The organism is Leucobacter viscericola (assembly GCF_011299575.1).
In the GTDB taxonomy this organism is placed as follows: Bacteria; Actinomycetota; Actinomycetes; order Actinomycetales; family Microbacteriaceae; genus Leucobacter; species Leucobacter viscericola.
Genome location: NZ_CP049863.1, coordinates 1,073,560 through 1,088,216, shown reverse-complemented (window position 1 = coordinate 1,088,216; position 14,657 = coordinate 1,073,560). Strand labels below are relative to the sequence as shown.

The window sequence follows — 14,657 nt, the reverse complement described above, 5'->3', positions numbered from 1 at the left end:
CTTCTCCTTTTGCTTCCCGTATCCGAGTGCGGGTCGGTGCGAGGGATCACCCCGCACCGACCCTCACAGGTCACTGGCGTTGAGAGCCAGGGCCCGTGTTAGACCTCGGACTTGCGCTGACGCGACCGGATAACGGTCATCGCCGTTGCGCCAGCGAGAAGTGCCGCGCCAATCACAACGAACATGATCGTGCCTGCGCCACCGGTGAACGGAAGTTCAATTCCGCCGCCGTGCTTAACGTTGACCACGTCAATGGCGACCTTCTTGACGTAGTCACCGTCAACGTCGGACTGCTCAACAACAAACTTCCAGGGCTCGGCGAGTAGTTCGTAGTCGCCGGGTGCCTGGGTCTCGACCAGGAAGTAGTAGTTGTAGCGGCTATCGCCTGCAGTAACCGTCATGTTCTCTGCCCAGTCAGACAGACGCACGGAGAATTCGCAGAAGGTCTTTCCGGTCATGTCGCAGGTGACGGGAGTCTTCACGTAACCGACCGTCGGGTCGGTTTTGTTCGAGAAGTTGGGGCTCTCGAGGTGCGAGTAGTACACGTCAAACTTGGCGTCCTTCAGGGCAGCACCCTGAGCGTTGACCTTGTTGACACGCACCTTGCCGTACTTTGAGATCGACTCGGGGGGAGTCGCCTCTTCTTCGATGTTCGAGCCGGGCTTGTTGGTGATGATGCCAGCGTTGTTCAAAACCTCACCGTTGCCAGCGAACTTGTTGTTCACGGTGGTCTTGATGTGGGTGATGAGGGTCTGGCCCTTCTTACCGTTCACCTTGGTGAGGCCGGAGGGGGCCACGGTCGCGGTGATCTTGTCGTTCGAACCAGCGCCCGCGGAAGGAGCGACATTCACCGAGAAATCAAGACCCGGGGTCAGCCAGGTGTTGTTGTTCATCGTGTCTTCCCAGGTGGTGCCGATCTGCATCTGAAGTGCTGACGCATCTGCAGCGTTGAAGTCGAGAACCTCGCTGAGAATATCGGTGATCTTCAGGATGGTGAGGTTGTTGTTGTTCGGGATCGTGGTGCGGATCTCCCAGATGATCTCGTCGCCAACGACGTGCTTCTCGGCGTCGAGCGGAACCTTTGCGGTGTCATCCTTGATGTTCTTCGGGTAGACGTGGATGTCGTACATCCAGTCGTTAAGGTTCACCGGATCCGTCATCGGAATCGTGACGAAGAACGGCTGCGACGCCTTGTGGCCGGAGGGAACCTTGGTTTCCACAACGTAGTACAGACCAAGGGAGAGCGTCTCCCACTTCACGACACCCGAGGCGCCGGTTGTCTGCTCGCTCTCCAGTGCCAGACCGAGGTTCGGCTCCTTGAGTGCAATCTCAGCCGCGGTCGGGTTCTTGCCAACCTTGGTGATGAGCTTCTCAAGGTTCTGCCAACCCAGGTTGGTGGTCAGATCGATCTTGTCAGCCAGGTTGGCGTCATTGACCTTGTAGAGCTCGAAGGTAGCGCCCTCGAGCAGGGTGGAGTTTGATCCCGCCGGGGGAGTCCACGGCTTGCCGTCGCCCTCGGTTGTTGGACGCTCATCGTTCGGCGTCGAGTACTTCGTCAGCGTGATCGAGCCCTTGGCGTCTTTGTTGATCAGTGAGACGGGGTCGGCGGCCGAAGCGGGCATCGCGATACCGATGACACCGATTGTGGTGGCAGCGAGCAGCGCCATGGCGCCTCGCCATCGCCGTGCTGTGGGGGTGGTAGTCAACTAGGTTTCCCTTTCTGTGTTAAGCACGCAGCGCTTGCGAACTCATGAGTGCAGCAATCGAGACAGCCGAATCGTGCCGATTAAGGCGTGCGACCTCCGAAGAACCAATAAGGGAGGCCGCACGCCTCAACCGCGGTGTTCGATGCGTCCGAAGGGGGCACTGACTCTCAGAGATGCGGGAGTGATGACCACTCGGTGCGCATAGTGCGCCCTTCAGTGGGTCCGAGCCTATGTTTGGGGCTGGAAGCAATCGTGCGGATCTGGGCGATCTGTCGTGAACACGTGTAAATCTTCCGTGTGCCTCTCGCGTTCAGAATGTGCGTCTTGCGTGCTCGCGAAGAAAAAGACCGTGTTTGCGTGTCGCACTGGTCTTCTATCGAGCTGCACGGAACTTTGTCGTGCAGACACGGAACTTCGACCGTTACCCCGTTCGTGGGTGTTTTGAGTACCTAGCCTCTAAGTGTGCGGCCCCCGCTGGGGTGCGCTGACGCCGCCCGTCGATTGGATATTGCGCTGTGAGACGTTTGACTCGTTCCCTCGTTGCTTCTGCTGTGGTACTCGGTGCGACTGCGCTGGGAATAACCCCCGCGAGTGCGGCGCCGGGCGACCAGCTTCCCGAGTGGTCGGGAACGGTTCTTGGGGGCACCGAGATCACGCTTCCGGCCAAAGACCGCACGATCGAGTTTGAAAGCATCCACCCGGGCTCGAACTTCACGCTCGGGATCGACACGGAAGGTAACGCCTGGAGCTGGGGCATCAACGGGTTCGGGCAGCTTGGCAACAGCGAGTATCTCGGTCGTTTCATTTTCGCGCCGTACCCGGTGCCGATGCTCGACGTGAACGGCAAACAGTTGCGCGCAAAGGATCTCGCGGCCGACGGAAACTTCAGCATTGCGCTCGACAGCGCCGGTGCGGCCTGGACCTACGGTCGTAACAACTTCGCGCAGCTTGGCAACACCTCTGTTCCAGGAAACGTTGCGGGTACCGTAACTCCGGTCCCCGTGCTGAATGCGGCCGGCGACCAGATGAGCTTTGCCAAGGTATCAACCGGGATCAACTTTGGGTTTGGCCTCGAAGCAGACGGGAGCGCCTGGGCGTGGGGCCGCAATTACTACGGCCAGCTCGGCGGTATCTCCAACAGCTACGTCTTTGCTACCCCGGTTTCAACGGTCGCGACGCCCGTGCTCAATGCGGCGGGCGACCAGATGAAGTTTTCAGAGGTGATCGGCGGTGAAGACTTCTCCTTTGGCCTTGATCCTGATGGCTTTGCGTGGGCATGGGGGAGTAACAGCAACGGCCAGCTCGGGCTGCCCGCGGGTGATTCGCCACGCGCCCGCCCGCTGCTCGACACCAACGGCGATCAGGCGCGCTACGTGCAGATCAGCGCTGGTTACAACTCTGCGATTGCCCGCGACAGCGAGGGTCGGGTCTGGGGTTGGGGCAACAACCGAGCCGGGGTACTCGGCACCGCCGTGACCGGAGCGACCAGCGTCCCTGCTCCGATCCTCGGGGCTGACGGCTCACAGCTCGTTATGAAGTGGGTGGATCACGCCGCGTCGTCAGCATTTGGAGTTGACGCGACGGGACAGGTCTGGGCCTGGGGCAACAACGCATACGGTCAGTTGGGTCAGGATCCCGCGACCCTGGGTGATTCAAGTGCGGTTCCGGTGCGCGTTGAGCGCAGCCCGGGGGTGCCACTTATTGCAGACCGCGTGTACAGCGGAGACTCTCACGCAACCGCCATCGGTGACTTTCACGACGAGACCCGCACGAACGCCTGGGCCTGGGGTGCTTCCTGGTACGGCCAACTCGGCAACCCCGGTGTCGATACCTCCGCCGACGCCATGAGCCCAACACCCGTGCCCATTACGCTCGCTCAGCCCAGCACCAACAGCATTGTGTACTTCGGTGATGATGACACGGTCGGGGTGAGAGGCACCGTCGTTGACGGCAAGCTCGTCGTAAAGGCTCCCCGCCACATCTCGGGGCGGGTTCCGGTCTATGTTTCGTGGTTTGGCGATCAGCCAAGCACCGACCTTGTCGGTTACTTCACCTTTATGCTCGACCCAACGATCCAGATGGATCCGGCGAAGACAGACGTCGACAAACAGGCACTCGCTATCGTGGAGCTGCCCGAGGCGGAGATCCCGCTCGTTGGCGAAGCCGCGATGCAGTTCACGCTCGGCCAGGGGCTCAGTGTGACCGCGGGAGATATCGCGGACCCCGTGCGATTTGATGCTGAGGGCAGGGTGACCCTGCCGGTGACGTCGAAGACCGGCGGCGAGTACGCCGTTGAGGCGAAGGCATTTGTAGATCAGCGAAACGATACGCCCGCGGGCGACGGCCCCATCGTCGCTGTGAGCGGAAAGCTCACAACCGCGGTCACGTTTGTTGGTCCCAAGGTTCCGCCGACAAAAACGCCCACGCAGACTCCAGTCGTGACTGAGAAGGCGCCGACGTCACCGGCGCCTCCAGCGACGGGCCTCGCAAACACCGGCGCGAACCTCACGCCGCTGCTTGTGACTGGGATCGCGGTCGCCGTTTCGGGCGCGCTGCTCGCGCTTCGCCGCCGCCGAGTCGCAAGAGGCTAGTCGCAAATTTCTATGCGACACGGGTGTATCCCCAGGCACAAATGTGTAGGGTGGTTCTGATCATGAAATCAGATTCTCGAAGACAGTCGGACCCCCCGAGTACCTGCCGCGCTAAGGCGCGGCATCACATCCTCTTGCGAGGCCAGCTGTGAACGAGTGGGTAATGCTCGGGATCGGCGTGATCCTCACCGTGGGCACCGGTATCTTTGTTGCCTCCGAGTTCTCTCTTGTTGCGCTTGACCGGCAAGACCTTGAGCGGCGACGCTCGAGCGGCGAAACCGGGCTCGACCGAGTGATTCGTGGGCTCTCACGCACATCGACTCACCTCTCGAGTGCGCAGCTCGGCATCACGCTAACCACACTGCTCACCGGTTACACCCTTGAGCCCGCCATCAGCGGCTTCCTTGACGGGCCGCTTGGTGCGGTGGGGGTGCCCGAGGAATTTCGTCGAGCCATCAGCGCGCCGCTCGCGATCCTCATCGCCACGGTGTTCTCGATGATTGTTGGCGAACTCATCCCGAAAAACTTCGCTATTTCAAAGCCGCTCGCGACGGCGAAGGTGGTCATGCCTGCGCAGGCTGCCTTCACCACAACGTTCAAACCGGCCGTCGCGCTGCTCAACGGCAGCGCAAACGGGATTCTGCGCGGCATGGGAATCGAACCGAAAGAGGAACTGTCGGGCGCTCGCTCGGCCGAAGAGCTCTCCTCGCTGGTGCGCCACTCCGCGAATGCCGGCCTGCTTGAGGCCGATACCGCGACGCTGCTCGACCGCACGCTCCGTTTTGCCGAGCGCACCGCCGGTGACGTCATGACCCCGCGCCTCAAGATCGAAAGCCTGCAGCGCCTCGAGCCCGCACAGGCAGTGCTTGAACTCTCTGGCCGCACCGGCCTCTCGCGCTTTCCCGTTATCGACGAGGATCGCGACGACGTTATCGGTGTTGTGCACGTCAAGCAGGCAGTTGCCGTTCCCCGTGCGAAGCGCGCCGAGGTTCCCGTGGCTGCGCTTGCTGAAGACGTTGTGCGGGTGCCCGACACCCTTCGCCTCGACCAGCTGCTTGAAGAGCTACGCACCTCGGGCTTCCAGCTCGCGATTGTCGTGGACGAGTACGGCGGCACCGCGGGAATTGTGACCCTCGAAGACCTGGTCGAAGAGATCGTTGGTGAGGTTGCCGATGAGCACGACCGCGCCGCCGCTGGTGTTGTTGGTACCGCCGACGAAATGACCTTCCCTGCTGATTTGCGCCCCGACGAGGTGCTTGAGCAGACGGGCATCGTGATTCCCGAGGACGACGACTACGACACCGTTGCCGGATACGTGCTGCAAGAGCTTGGGCGCATCCCAGAGCAGGGTGATGAGGTCAAGCTGCCAGACGGCGGCACGCTGCGAGTTGAACGCATGGACGGGCGCAGGATCGCGCGCCTGCGCTTTAAGAGTGCTCCCCAGGAGGCACATCTCGCCGATCCTGAGAGTGCTGCCGCAGTCGACCCCGAAGGCCCGGCCGCGAACGAGGGGAGTGCCTCATGAGTGACTGGTTAGGCATCCTCTGGTTGGTGCTGCTGCTGATCGCAAACGCGTTCTTCGTTGGCGCGGAGTTTGCCGTGATCTCTGCTCGCCGCTCGCAGATCGAGCCCAAAGCCGAGGCCGGATCGAAGCGTGCGAAGACCGCGCTCTACGCGATGGAACACGCAACGCTCATGCTCGCGACCAGCCAGCTCGGCATCACCGTGTGCTCGCTGCTGATCCTGAATGTTTCAGAGCCCGCGATCCACCACCTGCTTGAGGGACCTCTCGCCTGGACTGGCATGTCAGCTGAGGTTGTGACCATTGTCGCCTTTGTGCTCACGCTGCTTGGTGTGTCGTATCTGCATGTGGTGTTCGGCGAGATGGTGCCAAAGAACGCGGCATTCTCGATGCCCGATCAGGCCGTGCTGCTGCTCGCGCCGCCGCTCGTGTGGATCTCTCGTGTGCTGCGCCACGTGATCGCCGCCCTAAACGCGATTGCGAACGGGGTGCTGCGACTGTTTAAGGTCGAGCCGAAATCTGAGACGACCAGCACGTACACGCTGGAAGAGGTCGCGGGGATCGTGAGCCACTCAACTCGCGAGGGTGTGCTTGAAGACCGCAGTGGTGCGTTGACGGCCGCGTTTGAGTTCACGACAAAGCAGGCGAAAGACTTGCTGGTTCCCCGTGATCGACTGGTGGTGCTGCCCGTTGGGGCGACGCCGGAAGACGTCGAAACTGCCGTCGCGAAACACGGCTTCTCACGCTACCCAATCGCCGGACCGAGCGATGAGCTTGCGGGATACGTGCACATCAAGGATCTTGTGCGTTTGAGCGAGGAGCGGATCACGCAGCCGATTCCAGCGAAGCGGATCCGCGAGATGGTGTCACTGCACGTCGACACCGAGCTTGAAGACGTACTCGCGCGCATGCAGGCGAAGGGGATTCACCTCGCGCGCATCTTCGACCGCGAGGGCACCGAAATTGGTGTGGTCTTCCTTGAAGACGTGATCGAAGAGCTGGTGGGTGAGGTGCACGACGCCACGAGGCGGCGGCGGTTCTCTTAGTTCTGGTCTTCCGCGGTGAGGGAGATGTGAGCTGAGACCTCACCGACACCGGCCGCGCCACCCGCGATGAGGAGGGCCTTCGGGAGGGCAAAGCTCACGTCGAACTCGGCCGCTTTGTCGCTGATCTGGCTCGGAGTGAGCTTGAGCTGGGTTGAACGCTGCTCGATACCCTCTACCGAGAGTGTGCCGGTTGCGTAGACGACCGAGTCGTCGCGGCCCTCTCGGCGAAGCACCGTCGGCTCGGTGAGCACAAACGAGGCCTCGTGAAGTCCTGCGAGGCTCACCGAGAGCTCGGCCTGTGTGATGACGCCGTCGTGCATCACCATAAACCCGGAGGGGTCGACATGATCTTGAACGGACTTCCCCAGCGCCGAGGTCGCTGCGGGCGCAAGCAGCTTCACGTCAGTCACCTCGTAGACGTGCTCCGCTGGCACCGTGAGCAAATTCGAGCCGGTGGCGGCCCGCAACTCGGCCGCGGGAGCACCGACACCCTGCGTGCTCGCGCACGACACGAGACACAACGGGAGTGTCACAATCGCGATCACACCAAGACTGCTTCGTGATGTGCGCGTCGCGAGAATGCTGAACAATTCTGCCTCTCAGAGCGGGGGAGCGGGAGCGTATAGCCCACACACTACGCCCGGAAATTGAGAGCCGGTTGGGAACGACGGGTGGTGAAGAAATCCCTACAGCTTGAGCAGCCGCTCGAGCTGCGCGCCAACCAGTGCAAACTCGATAAGAAACGCGTCGTGGCCGAACGGGGAGTCGATGCGGGTGGCTCGATCGCCGTCGAGACTGCCGGGCGTGTGCCGCGCAATTTCGTCCTGCCCCTCAAGGGTAAACAGGCGATCGCTCGGGATCCCGAGCACAAGTGTTGGTAGCTGCAGCGTGGAGAGTGCAGCGCGCACGCCGCCGCGTCCACGGCCCACGTCGTGCGAGTTCATCGCCTGCACGAGTGTGACGTAGCTGTTGGCATCGAAACGCCTCGTGAACTTGTTGCCGTGGAAATCGAGATAGGACTCAACCGCGAAACGGCCACCCTTGCCGAGGGGGCTCACCGCCGATTGCCAGGAGCGACCGAAACGATCGTCGAGTTCGGTGTTGCTGCGGTAATTGAGAAGCGCAAGGCGTCTCGCCGTTGCGAGGCCGTGGTGCGGGCCCGTGCCGTCTGGGGCGTCGTAGTAGTTACCGCCGTGGTAATAAGGATCGGATCGGATGGCCTCAAGCTGCACGAGGTTGAGGCCTATCTGGTCCGCGGTTGTGACCGGGGGCGCCGCGATGACGGCGAGGCGCTCGACACGATCCGGGTGTGAGATCGCCCATTCAAGGGCGTGCATGCCACCCATCGAGCCGCCGATGACGGTGTGGAAGCGGTCGATCCCGAGCTCAGTGGCAAATCGCGCTGCGGCCGCCACCTGGTCCCTGACGGTGAGGTACGGAAAACTCCCACCCCACTCGTGGCCGCCGGGGGAGAGTGACCCCGGTCCGGTTGATCCCTGACAGCCACCGAGCACGTTGGGGGCGACAATGCAGTACCGATCGGTGTCGAGCGGTTTGCCCGGCCCCACGATCTCGGTCCACCAGCCGTCGGTGGGGTGGCCCGGCCCCGCTGGGCCGATGAGGTGGCTGTCGCCGGTGAGTGCGTGGAAGACCAGGATGGCGTTATCACGCTGCTCGTTGAGTTCTCCGAAGGACTCGTACGCGATGCGGGTGTTGGGAATCTCTTCACCCTGCTCGGTTGTGACCGTGCCAATGTTCACGAACTTGCGCTCACCCACGGGGTCCCCGTCGCGCCACCCGCCCGAGATTGGCGGACGGCCCATGAGCGCGCGCAACTGCGCGTCAGTGATGAAATCGGTGGGGAACGAGTCCTCAGGGGTCTGCCAGTCCATAACTCCTCATTCTGCCGGGTTCTTGGAGCGGCCGGAGTTTTGTTACAGAAGTGCTGACTTATCTTGCCTCAGGTGCCGCGGTGAACGCGTCTCAACCTTATGGATTCTCATTTGGTTGAGATGCGTTCACCGCAGAGGTGGGCACGGGGTGCCTAGTGCCGGGCGCTGGTTAGGCGCTCGCCGACGAGGCCGCAACGACCTCGCGGGCCGCCGCGAACCCCTTCTCCAGGTCTGCCTTGATGTCGTCGATGTGCTCGAGGCCCACCGAGAGGCGCACCAGGCCAGGGGTGACACCCGCCGTGAGCTGCTGCTCAGGGGTGAGCTGTGAGTGGGTGGTCGAGGCCGGGTGAATGATGAGGCTGCGCACGTCACCGATGTTCGCGACGTGGCTGAAGAGCTCGACGTTCTCGACGACCGCGCGACCGGCGTCAACGCCACCCTTCAACTCGAATGACAGCACCGCACCGACACCCTTGGGGGTGTACTTGTTTGCTGCCGCGTACCAGGGGCTCGTGGGGAGTCCCGAGTAGTAAACGGTGGCGACGTCGTCGTGGGAATCAAGCCACTCGGCGACCTCCTGCGCGTTCTGCACGTGGCGCTCGATGCGCAGCGACAGTGTCTCGATGCCCTGCAAGAGCAACCACGCGCTGAGTGGGGCGATGGCCGAGCCGAGGTCGCGCAGCAACTGCACGCGCGCCTTGATGATGTAGGCGATGCCGTCGCCGACGGCGCCCGTGTAGCTGACACCGTTGTAAGAGGGATCGGGCTCGGTGAGTCCCGGGAACTTGTCGACGTGCTTCGACCACTCGAACTTGCCGCCGTCAACGATGACACCGCCGAGGGTCGTGCCGTGTCCGCCGAGGAACTTCGTGGCGGAGTGCAGCACGATGTCGGCGCCGTGCTCAAGTGGGCGTACGAGGTAGGGGCTCGCGACGGTGTTATCGACGATCAGGGGCAACCCGTTCTCGTGAGCAACGTCGGCGACGGCCCGAATGTCGAGAATGTTGGAGCGCGGGTTTGCGATGCTCTCAGCGAAGAAGAGCTTTGTGTTCGGGCGAACGGCGCGCTGCCAGGCAGAAGCATCATCCTGATCCTCCACAAACGTGACCTCAATACCGAGTTTCGCGAGTGTGTACTTAAACAGGTTGTAGGTTCCGCCGTAGATCGAGCTGGAGGAGACGATGTGGTCGCCCGCGTTTGCGATATTGAGCACGGCGAAGGTCGAGGCAGCCTGACCGCTCGCGAGAAGTAGTGCTGCCGTGCCGCCCTCGAGCGCGGCGATGCGCTCCTCGGCTACGGCCTGCGTGGGGTTGGTGATGCGGGTATAGATGGGGCCGAGCTCTGCGAGCGCAAAGCGGTTAGCGGCCTGATCCGTGTCATCAAACACAAAAGAAGAGGTCTGGTGGATCGGCAGTGCGCGCGACCCGGTGACGGGATCGGGCTGCTGCCCGGCGTGAATCTGCTTGGTCTCAAAACCCCATGCGGTCTGCTCGGTCATGGTAACTCCTTGGTGGTGTGGCGGCGGGTGCTGAGATCGAGAGTACGTAGCGCTTTCGACAATGGCAATGGTGCGCGACACGACGCGTAACTTTCTCGGAGACACTGTAGCCCCACAAATCGGGTGTAGCCATATGAACAGTTGGCGAGGGGTGAACTGTTCATATGGCTACACCCGATTTGTGGGGGAGGGAGGGGGAGCGCGGGATGGGGCACAGCATGCAGATGTACGGGGTCCCGTATGCTGAAATGCGTGAGCCACGCCCCTACCTCGGGCGCGGTTATGTAGAGCTCCAAGCTGAGCGGAAGGCGCAGAATGAAACGTGTAGTGGTGACCGGGGCGAGCTCTGGAATCGGAGCGGCAACAGTAAAGCGGTTTGCGGAGCTCGGGTGGCAGACGGTTGCGGTTGCGCGCCGCGAGGATCGGCTGCGGGCGCTCGCCGCCGAGACCGGTGCCCACATCATCGTCTGTGACGTGACCGACGAGGCCCAGGTTGCACGGATGGTCGCGGAAGTTGCTGAGACCGGCGGCGCCACGGGCCTCGTGAACAACGCGGGTGGAGCGGTCGGCGCGGACTCCGTGGAGCACTCGTCGAACGATGACTGGCGCAGAATGTTTGAGGTCAACGTCATCGGGCTGCGCACGGTCACGGCCGCGATGCTGCCCGTGCTGAGAGAGGGTGCTGGCCAGACCGGCTCAGCTTCGATCCTCAACCTGACCTCGACAGCCGGGCACGACGCTTACCCCGGCGGCGGAGGTTACAACGCCGCGAAGTTTGCCGCGCACGCTGTCACCAATGTGCTGCGGCTTGAGCTCGCGGGTGAGCCAATCCGTGTGATGGAGGTGGCCCCCGGGCTCGTGCACACGGAAGAGTTCACACTCAAACGGCTGCGCGGCGACGCGGAAGCCGCTGCGAAACCCTACGTCGACGTCACGCCCCTCACGGCAGAAGACGTGGCGACCGTGATCGCTGGCGCTTTCGAGCAGCCCGCACACGTGAACCAGGATCTGATCGTGCTGCGGCCAGTTGCCCAGTCGAGTGTGTTCCACACGCACCGCGGCCCGCTGGTGCCAAAGGCGTGACCGTGGCAATGACACTCGGCGAGATGGCCGAGAACGGAATCATCGCTGCCGACTGGGCAGAGGCACTCGCTCCCATGGGAGATCAGCTCGCGGCACTCGGCCAGTTTCTGAATAGTGAGCGCGCTTCGGGCCAGCAGATTTTGCCGGCGGGGGATCGGATCCTCGCCGCGTTTCAGCGGCCGCTCGCCGATGTGCGTGTGTTGATAGTGGGGCAGGATCCTTACCCCACCCCCGGGCACGCAATCGGACTTTCGTTTGCAACCTCGCCAGACGTGCGCCCGATCCCGCGCAGCCTGCAGAACATCTATCGCGAGCTGAACGACGACCTCGGCATTCCGCCTGCCCCGCACGGCGACCTCACCGCCTGGGCCGACCACGGTGTGATGCTGCTCAACAGGGTGTTGACCGTGCGTGCGGGTAATGCGGGATCGCACCGCGGTAAAGGGTGGGAAGCCTTCACCGAGTTAGCTATTCGCTCGCTCGTGGCCCGTGGGGGCCCGCTCGTTGCGATTCTGTGGGGCAACGACGCGCGATCCCTCGCGCCGATGCTGCGAGACCCTGCGACCGGCAACGAGATTCCACGCATTGAAAGCCCGCACCCCTCGCCACTTTCGGCATCGCGCGGCTTTTTCGGATCGCGTCCCTTCAGTCGCGCAAACTCGGCGCTTGAAGCACAGGGAGCCTCGCCGGTCGACTGGCGCGTGTAGCTCAGACCGCGTCCGAGAGCGGCGTCAGGCCGGGCAGGTGCTCGAACACGATCTGGGTCTGGGTTTGTGCGAGCGCTGAGTTGGATCCGAAGTGTTCGGCAATAAGAGTGCGTAGCGCAGGCACGCTCTCGCACGCGACGTGCACCACCAGGTCTTTGTCGCCACCGATGAGAAACACCTGCTGCACGCCGGGAATGTGCTGCAACTGCGAGGTGAGCGTCGGCACCCGATCCCGCTGGTGGCTGTGCACACGAAGCATGATGAGCGCGCTCACACTCTGCCCGATTGCCTCGGGTGAAATGTCAGCGCGGTACCCGCGGATCACACCGCGCTCCTCGAGCGCGCGCACGCGGCCGTGGCAGGTGGAGGTTGGAATACCAACCTCTGCGGCGAGTTCTTTGTAGGGAATGCGCCCGAACTGCGCGAGCGCGGCGACGATGCGGCGGTCGATGTCTGACAGCTGAAGTGTTTCCAAGGGAGACTCGTTTCAGGTCGAGGGTTTCGCTGAATATCCAGTTTTGGTGCATCTGTGCGTACTGAATCCGAAAAGATGCCTTCAGTCTCGACAATCTTGCCACAATGAACGCTGCATGCTTGTTCGCGACGAAGGGAAGCTTGGTGCGCTACATCGATATCAGCCCGCAGATTGAGGCTGGCACCGCCGTCTGGCCCGGAGACCAGGGGTTTCAGCGAGATCCCCGCTGGAACCTCTCTTCAGGCGACTCTGTCTCCGTAAGCACCGTCACAATAACAACGCACATCGGGGCGCACATCGACGCTCCCTCTCACGTGCGCGAGGGGGCTCCGAGCGTCGAGAGCACCCCGATCGATGCCTGCCTTGGCAAGTGTCTGGTTGTCGACGTGTCGGGGTTGCTTGAGCGCGGCTCTCAGCCCCACGGGTACGCGCCTGCTGCCGAGGTGTGGACGCGGATCGCGAAGCTGTCGGAGCAAGACCTTGAGTGCGGCCCAATTGAGCGCTTGTTGCTGCGCCACCGCGCGGCTCCAATGACGGTGTGGGATCCGCAGACGCCCGGCATTGATCCCGAACTCGTTCGCTGGTTCGGAGAACAGGGCGGCCGCCTCTTGGGCCTCGACCTTGCCTCCTTTGACCCCGAGCGCAGCACCGAGCTGCCAGCGCACCACGCCGCCATTGACGCGGGCGTTGTGATGCTGGAGGGCCTCGACCTCTCCCACGCCGAGGAGGGGATCGCCCAACTCACTGCGCTGCCGATCCCGTGGCGCGGAGCCGACGCGGCCCCTGTGCGCGCCGTGCTCGGCTATGCCGACTGACTTTTGCACTCACCTCACCCCGAATCGATTCGCAAGGAAACACCATGACCGAGACTCAAACCCAGACCCAGATCCAGAACCGCGAAGGCTGCGTAGCCGCAGACCGCAACGATCCGCTCGCGCAGTACCGCGACCGCTTCAGCCTGCCCGAGGGGGTCATCTACCTTGACGGCAACTCGCTCGGGGTGCTGCCGAAAGACGCGCCCGCTCGCGCGGCGCAGGTTATCGCGGAAGAGTGGGGCGAGGGCCTCGTGCGCAGCTGGAACACTTATCACTGGTTCGATCTGCCGGTGAGGATCGGCGACAAACTCGCCCGCCTCATCGGTGGAACCGCGGGGGAGTGCGTCGCGACCGACACCACCTCGATCAACGTGTTTAAGGCGCTCGGCGCCGCACTCGACATGCAGCGCGAGGATCACCCCGATCGCCGCGTGATCATCTCTGAGCGCGAGAACTTTCCGAGTGACCTCTACGTCGTTGAGGGCATGATCGAGCTGCTCGATCGCGGCTACGAGCTGCGGCTCATCGACGAGCAACTCACGCTCGAGGCCGCGCTCGGCGACGACGTTGCTGTCGTGCTGCTGACACACGCCAACTACCGCACAGGCCGCATCTGGGATCTGCCGACGGTGACCGCGCAGGTGCACGCCGCGGGTGCGCTCGTAATCTGGGATCTCTGCCACTCGGCGGGTGCCGTGCCCGTCGCCCTCGACGAGGCCAACGCCGACTTCGCGGTCGGCTGCACCTACAAGTACCTGAACGGAGGCCCCGGCTCGCCCGCGTTCGTGTGGGTGGCTGATCGTCACCTTGCGCGGGCAAAACAACCGCTTTCAGGCTGGTGGGGCCACGCCAGGCCCTTCGACATGGCCGAGAGTTTTGCGCCCGCCCAGACCGGCCGCAAGTTTCTGACGGGCACACAGCCGATCATCTCGCTCGCCACGATGGAGGTCGGCATCGACATCGCCCTCAGCGTCGACGAAGCGGCGCTGCGTGCAAAGTCGCTTGAGCTCACCTCGCTGTTCATTCAGCTGGTGGAGGAGCGGATCCCGAACAGCTCGCTCACCCTGATCACACCGCGCGACCACGCGGAGCGCGGCAGCCACGTGAGCTTCCAGCACCCCGAAGGTTACGCCGTGATGCAGGCGCTGATCGCGCGCGGTGTGATCGGTGACTACCGCGAGCCCGAGGTGCTGCGCTTCGGTGTCACGCCGCTCTATCTCGGTTACGCAGACATCTGGGACGCGGTTGAAACGCTCCGACAGGTGCTCGCTGAAGAACCCTGGAACAACCCCGAGTTCCAACTCCGCGGCGCGGTCACCTAG

Annotated in this window: 12 protein-coding genes; 7 read left to right on the top strand and 5 right to left on the bottom strand. The window is 63.0% G+C overall.

The window, feature by feature from the left end:
- Nucleotides 1-98: 98 nt before the first annotated feature.
- The gene (locus tag G7068_RS05080) at nucleotides 99-1,706 is read right to left on the bottom strand and encodes a SpaH/EbpB family LPXTG-anchored major pilin (RefSeq protein ID WP_166289808.1); all 1,608 of its coding nucleotides are present in this window, start codon (nucleotides 1,704-1,706) and stop codon (nucleotides 99-101) included.
- Between the two features lie 515 nt (nucleotides 1,707-2,221).
- Here G7068_RS05080 and G7068_RS05075 point away from each other — a divergent pair.
- The 3 genes from G7068_RS05075 (at nucleotide 2,222) to G7068_RS05065 (ending at nucleotide 6,865) form a co-directional block, all read left to right on the top strand.
- On the top strand, nucleotides 2,222-4,297 hold the full coding sequence (locus tag G7068_RS05075; RefSeq protein WP_166289806.1) for an RCC1 domain-containing protein: 2,076 nt from the start codon (nucleotides 2,222-2,224) through the stop codon (nucleotides 4,295-4,297).
- A 148-nt stretch (nucleotides 4,298-4,445) separates the two neighbouring features.
- The gene (locus tag G7068_RS05070; RefSeq protein WP_244304683.1) at nucleotides 4,446-5,822 is read left to right on the top strand and encodes a hemolysin family protein; all 1,377 of its coding nucleotides are present in this window, start codon (nucleotides 4,446-4,448) and stop codon (nucleotides 5,820-5,822) included.
- Entirely contained in the window at nucleotides 5,819-6,865 is a 1,047-nt protein-coding gene (locus G7068_RS05065) for a hemolysin family protein (RefSeq protein ID WP_166289803.1), read from the top strand. Before G7068_RS05070 ends, G7068_RS05065 begins: the two co-directional genes overlap by 4 nt.
- Here the strand turns inward: G7068_RS05065 and G7068_RS05060 are convergent.
- From G7068_RS05060 to G7068_RS05050, 3 genes are all read right to left on the bottom strand, one after another.
- A complete protein-coding gene (locus G7068_RS05060) occupies nucleotides 6,862-7,455 on the bottom strand; it encodes a hypothetical protein (protein WP_166289800.1) in 594 nt (197 codons plus the stop codon). The two genes, G7068_RS05065 and G7068_RS05060, sit on opposite strands and share 4 nt — an antisense overlap.
- Nucleotides 7,456-7,551: 96 nt before the next feature.
- Entirely contained in the window at nucleotides 7,552-8,757 is a 1,206-nt protein-coding gene (gene metX, locus G7068_RS05055) for a homoserine O-acetyltransferase MetX (RefSeq protein WP_166289797.1), read from the bottom strand.
- Nucleotides 8,758-8,926: 169 nt separating this feature from the next.
- Entirely contained in the window at nucleotides 8,927-10,255 is a 1,329-nt protein-coding gene (locus tag G7068_RS05050; RefSeq protein ID WP_166289793.1) for a bifunctional o-acetylhomoserine/o-acetylserine sulfhydrylase, read from the bottom strand.
- A gap of 315 nt (nucleotides 10,256-10,570) precedes the next feature.
- Here G7068_RS05050 and G7068_RS05045 point away from each other — a divergent pair, with 315 nt between their 5' ends.
- The gene (locus G7068_RS05045) at nucleotides 10,571-11,338 is read left to right on the top strand and encodes an SDR family oxidoreductase (RefSeq protein ID WP_166289790.1); all 768 of its coding nucleotides are present in this window, start codon (nucleotides 10,571-10,573) and stop codon (nucleotides 11,336-11,338) included.
- 2 nt (nucleotides 11,339-11,340) lie between these two features.
- Complete coding sequence (locus G7068_RS05040) at nucleotides 11,341-12,045, top strand: uracil-DNA glycosylase (protein ID WP_205881353.1); 705 nt, start codon at nucleotides 11,341-11,343, stop codon at nucleotides 12,043-12,045.
- Nucleotide 12,046: 1 nt separating this feature from the next.
- Here the strand turns inward: G7068_RS05040 and G7068_RS05035 are convergent, their stop codons facing one another.
- Entirely contained in the window at nucleotides 12,047-12,520 is a 474-nt protein-coding gene (locus tag G7068_RS05035) for an Lrp/AsnC family transcriptional regulator (RefSeq protein ID WP_166289787.1), read from the bottom strand.
- Nucleotides 12,521-12,624: 104 nt separating this feature from the next.
- On the opposite strand from G7068_RS05035, the gene G7068_RS05030 reads away from it, so the two are divergent.
- Both G7068_RS05030 and kynU read left to right on the top strand, forming a co-directional pair.
- A complete protein-coding gene (locus G7068_RS05030; RefSeq protein WP_166289784.1) occupies nucleotides 12,625-13,335 on the top strand; it encodes a cyclase family protein in 711 nt (236 codons plus the stop codon).
- A 44-nt stretch (nucleotides 13,336-13,379) separates the two neighbouring features.
- Entirely contained in the window at nucleotides 13,380-14,657 is a 1,278-nt protein-coding gene (gene kynU, locus G7068_RS05025; RefSeq protein WP_205881352.1) for a kynureninase, read from the top strand.